The organism is Nostoc cf. edaphicum LEGE 07299 (genome assembly GCF_015207245.1).
In the GTDB taxonomy this organism is placed as follows: domain Bacteria; phylum Cyanobacteriota; class Cyanobacteriia; order Cyanobacteriales; family Nostocaceae; genus Nostoc; species Nostoc edaphicum_B.
In genome coordinates this window covers 1-4,618 of the sequence record NZ_JADEXF010000423.1, presented here as the reverse complement: position 1 = coordinate 4,618, position 4,618 = coordinate 1, and the positions used below count along the sequence as shown (strand labels likewise).

General features: G+C 41.5%; 5 protein-coding genes. 3 read left to right on the top strand and 2 right to left on the bottom strand.

Features of this window, described 5'->3' with window-relative positions; genetic code table 11:
• Positions 1–530 (top strand): WD40 repeat domain-containing protein (locus IQ229_RS13965; protein ID WP_194044639.1); only part of this gene is annotated, 530 nt, incomplete at its 5' end.
• A 10-nt stretch (positions 531–540) separates the two neighbouring features.
• Here IQ229_RS13965 and IQ229_RS13960 read toward each other — a convergent pair.
• Complete coding sequence (locus tag IQ229_RS13960) at positions 541–840, bottom strand: 30S ribosomal protein PSRP-3 (RefSeq protein WP_094333099.1); 300 nt, start codon at positions 838–840, stop codon at positions 541–543.
• A gap of 186 nt (positions 841–1,026) precedes the next feature.
• Here IQ229_RS13960 and IQ229_RS13955 point away from each other — a divergent pair, with 186 nt between their 5' ends.
• Entirely contained in the window at positions 1,027–1,842 is an 816-nt protein-coding gene (locus tag IQ229_RS13955) for a TIGR01548 family HAD-type hydrolase (RefSeq protein WP_194044637.1), read from the top strand.
• 74 nt (positions 1,843–1,916) lie between these two features.
• Entirely contained in the window at positions 1,917–3,305 is a 1,389-nt protein-coding gene (locus IQ229_RS13950) for a cytochrome P450 (protein ID WP_194044635.1), read from the top strand.
• A 77-nt stretch (positions 3,306–3,382) separates the two neighbouring features.
• Here the strand turns inward: IQ229_RS13950 and IQ229_RS13945 are convergent, their stop codons facing one another.
• The gene (locus IQ229_RS13945) at positions 3,383–4,501 is read right to left on the bottom strand and encodes a glycosyltransferase family 4 protein (protein WP_194044633.1); all 1,119 of its coding nucleotides are present in this window, start codon (positions 4,499–4,501) and stop codon (positions 3,383–3,385) included.
• Positions 4,502–4,618: the final 117 nt, after the last annotated feature.

The window sequence follows — 4,618 nt, the reverse complement described above, 5'->3', positions numbered from 1 at the left end:
TAACTGGACACCAATTACAAGTAAATTCAGTAGCATTTAGTCCCCAAGGACAGCTTTTAGCCAGCGCTAGTTATGACAGAACAATTTGCTTGTGGCAGATAGAAGGTTCCCAGAGAGAACTTCAAAACCGCCCATGCTATAGCTTGTTAAGCACCCTTTCGGGTCATGCATGGGCGGTTTTGACAGTCGCTTTTAGTCCCGATGGTCAAATTTTGGCGACGGGTAGTGATGATAACACTATTAAGTTGTGGGAGGTAAACACTGGTCAGCTAATTTGCACACTTGTAGGCCATTCTTGGTCTGTGGTGGCTGTGGCTTTTACTGCCGATGGCGAAACACTCCTAAGTGCAAGTTGCGACAAAACAGTTAAACTTTGGAGGGTAAGCACAGCAGAAGAGATTGTTACTCTCTCTGGTCATATAGACTCAGTATCTGCTGTTGCTGTGAGCAAAGTTACACAATTAATTGTAAGCGGCAGCCGGGACAAGACTATCAAACTGTGGCAGCTTGTAGAACAGGACAATAGCTGATTTTGTAATATCAAGCGCTACCTGTAAAGGCAACTTCCGGAAATTTCAACTGAGCTTCTGCCATTGGACGGTTTCTGCCTTCCTCTTGCCAGTAGTTAATCACTTCTGTCGCTTTGTTAAGCAACTCAACACGATCTAGATCAGTAATCCAATGTTTGGACTCTAATTCTTTTTTTAACTCTTCCCAGGCATCATTTCTGGGCCAAAAAAAGTACTTAGTCAAGGGACTGGTGCCTTTACCTACAACTTGATCCACTGCTAGAGCAACGTTCTCGTCTAACCACAGAATTTTCAAAATAAACTTGGTCAATCACACCTCCGGGAATTTCCGGGCATTATTTAACTAGGATAGCGATCGCTTATTTTAACGCAATACCCTATCAAATGACCAAACAATTCAGGAGCGCTGTTAGCGTTAGTGGGGCGTTTAGCCCGTGCTAAGTACCAAGTGCCTAAGCGCATTATGATAATTTAAAACTCTTTTGCTTCCTACCCCATGACTCAACTCACTTCTACAAAAGCGATCGTTGTTTTCGATATTGATGGCGTTGTGCGCGATGTTAGCGGTTCCTATCGCCGAGCGATCGCAGATACCGTAGAATATTTTACTACCCAAGCATATCGTCCAACCCCACTGGATATTGACCAACTGAAGTCTGAAGGGCTGTGGAATAACGATTGGGAAGCATCGCAGGAATTAATTTACCGCTACTTTGAAACCCAAGGACAGAGCCGAGAACAACTGCAACTAGATTACAGTGCGATCGTTGCTTTTTTTCAATCGCGTTACCGAGGCTCAGATCCAAATAATTTTACAGGGTATATCTGTAATGAACCTTTATTATTACAACCTAGCTATTTAGAACAACTTACCCAAGCCGGGATTGCGTGGGGATTTTTTAGCGGTGCGACTCGTGCTTCTGCTAACTATGTGTTAGAAAAACGCCTGGGTTTGGCATCTCCGGTGTTGATTGCGATGGAGGATGCACCAGGAAAACCAGACCCCACTGGACTTTTCGCCACAGTTCGTGAATTAGAAAATGGAATTGAGGAAAAATTAGCGATCGTGTATGTAGGAGATACGGTAGCAGATATGTATACCGTCGAGAAAGCGCGGGGTCTAGATTCTTCTCGCACTTGGCTTGGTGTAGGAGTTTTACCGCCACACGTACAGGAAACAGCACCGCGTAGTGATGCATACAGTGAGACGCTAATAGCAGCAGGAGCAGCAGTAGTTTTGCGTAATGTTCAAGAATTGACTCCAAGGCAGATTCAAGAATTGGTAAGTTCATCTGCCCAATCTGTGGTCTAAGATTAATCAAGCTAGGGGTGCATGAATAACTGGCTGATAACAATCTTGCTTTAATCATTGGGAGATTAATAAAAATGTCTGCACTTAAACTGCCTAACGGTCCTCAAACTCACCCTTGGGTACAGACGTATCAGTGGTTGACTAATCCCTTAGAGTATATGGAAGCCTGTGCTAAACGCTATGGTGATATCTTCACTCTTCGGATTGGCCCTGTTTTTACTCCTCAAGTATTCTTTAGCAATCCCCAGGCGATTCAGCAAATTTTTACTACAGATTCAAAACAGTTGGACTCTGGTGAACAGGCGGGTATTAAATCGCCTTTATTAGGACGGCAATCACTACTAGCTCTCGAAGGTAAGCCTCACCAACGCCAACGAAAGTTGTTGACACCTTCTTTTCATGGAGAAAGAATGCTGGCTTATGGTCAGTTAACCCGCGAGATTACAGAGCAAGTGATTAGTCAATGGCAAGTTGAGGAATCCTTTTCAGTTCTACCATCTATGCAAGAAATCTCCTTAGAGGTGATTTTGAAAGCTGTCTTTGGTCTAGCAGATGGGCCGCGTTATGAAAAACTCAAGGAAGTGCTGCTGAAAATCCTGAATCCACAGCAACCTTTCGTTACGGCAATGATGCTTGTTTTCCCATCACTCCAACGAGATTTAGGTTCTTGGAGTCCTTGGGGCAAATTCTTGAATTTACGCCAGCAAATAGATGATCTCATATATGCTGAGATTAGCGATCGCAAACAGCAACCTGACCCATCTCGGACTGATATCCTATCTTTGATGATGGCAGCTCATGATGAAGAAGGGCAGCCGATGACTGATGTAGAGTTACGCGATGAGTTAATTACGCTCTTAGCGGCGGGTCACGAAACTACTGCAACTTCCTTAGCATGGGCTTTATACTGGATTCACCATTTGCCAGAAGTGCATGCAAAACTACTGCAAGAACTAGATAGCCTGGGCGAAAACCCTGATCCAAATGCTATTTTGCGTTTACCTTATTTGAGTGCTGTTTGTTCGGAAACTCTGCGCCTATATCCAGTGGTAATATTGGCATTAAACCGCTTGGTAAAATCACCCCTAGAAATCATGGGCTATGAGTTGAATCCTGGTACTTTAGTGATTCCTTGCATTTATCTGACCCATCATCGAGAAGATTTATATCCCCAGTCAAAGCAATTTAAGCCAGAGCGTTTTCTAGAACGGCAGTTTTCTCCTTCTGAGTATTTACCCTTTGGTGGTGGGAACCGTCGCTGTATTGGGATGGCATTTGCCCTGTTTGAGATGAAGGTGGCTTTAGCAACAGTGCTGTCTCACTGGCAGATGGAACTAGCTGATAGCAAACCAGTGCAGCCAGTGCGTAAGGGTTTCCTATTTAGCCCAGGAGGGGGTGTACAGATGGTGGTGACTGGGAAACGCCAGCAAAATCAGGCAGTCCGAGAGACTAGTTTTGTTTAGGAAGTCTGAAATGATATGAGATAGGGTGAGAGCGATGTCTACGACGGGCTATGCTTATGCACAGTCCTGGATTTTATTTAAACTGAGATAAATTCCTCATGCCACTGTCTAGCAACTTTATCCCAACCAAAGGAATCTTTTAGAGATAATGCTTCCTGTCTCAGACTTTCTTGTTTCTCTGGATTTTTCAATAAGTCAATTACAGCTTCAATATAAGCATTATTTGTCTGTTCATCTCCAGCAGGCCCCTTAATTCTGACACCAGATTTAACAGTCTCATCTAAGCCAGCATAAGTTGTCACTACAGGAATACAACCAGCCGCTTGAGCTTTCCAAGCACTAATACAGAAAATCTCAACAGCAGTATTACAAGGATAAACCCAGATTCCAGATTTAAATAATTCTTCAACTAACTGTTTGTGACCAATTCTGCCATGTTCATAGACATTTTCTTGCTCAAAAAGTTGCAAAAGTTGTTTCTTTTTATCTGGTAATTGTGGAAATCTATTAATATAAGGTGAATTAATTAAAGCATCAATTCCTTGCCAACCATAAAAAATATGTAATTCAACGTCTGGTACTTCTTTGAGAACCCTATCCCATTGAGTAAGTAGATGTTCAATACCTCTTGTATAATCACTAATCGAAATTAGTCTCTTCGTATTTCTAGCAATTCCTGTTAAATTGAAATCTTTTAAATTAATCCCATTAGTTGTTAAAAATATCTTGTCTTCAAGAATCCAGTCTGGCAAAAGAGATTTATGAAAATTTGACAACATGAAAATTTTGTCAAAACTTGCCAGAAATTCTAAACGCTGAGACTTTTCTACTGGAGGAAATAATTGAGGATTGTCATGCATCCACACAGCAGTTTTCCTGGCTTTAACCTTCATTAGCATAGCTTCTGTCCAAGCGCGATGAAAGATTAAGACATTAAAGTTATCTTGGGGATTAAATTTCTCAACGGACTGATAAACTACATCATTATATTCCCCTTCCATATCACTGCATCTATTAAAAACAGTAACCTTGTAGCCTAACTTAACTAATTCTTGACTTAAGTAAATGACGGCTTCTTCGCTTCCTCCAATACCTTTATTCACAGATAAAGGAGACCAATCTTCTACGTGAAATGGAAAATTGGCATAAATTACGATTGAGTTATTGTCCCAGTTCATATTATTTGGATATTCCAAAATTACGACAACAAGATTGTATATTTAAATTCTATATGGCGATCAAATAAATCCCGCATATCAAAAATATTTAATTTTGGGGAACTGACTGATATAAAGCTGTCTCTTATACACAGC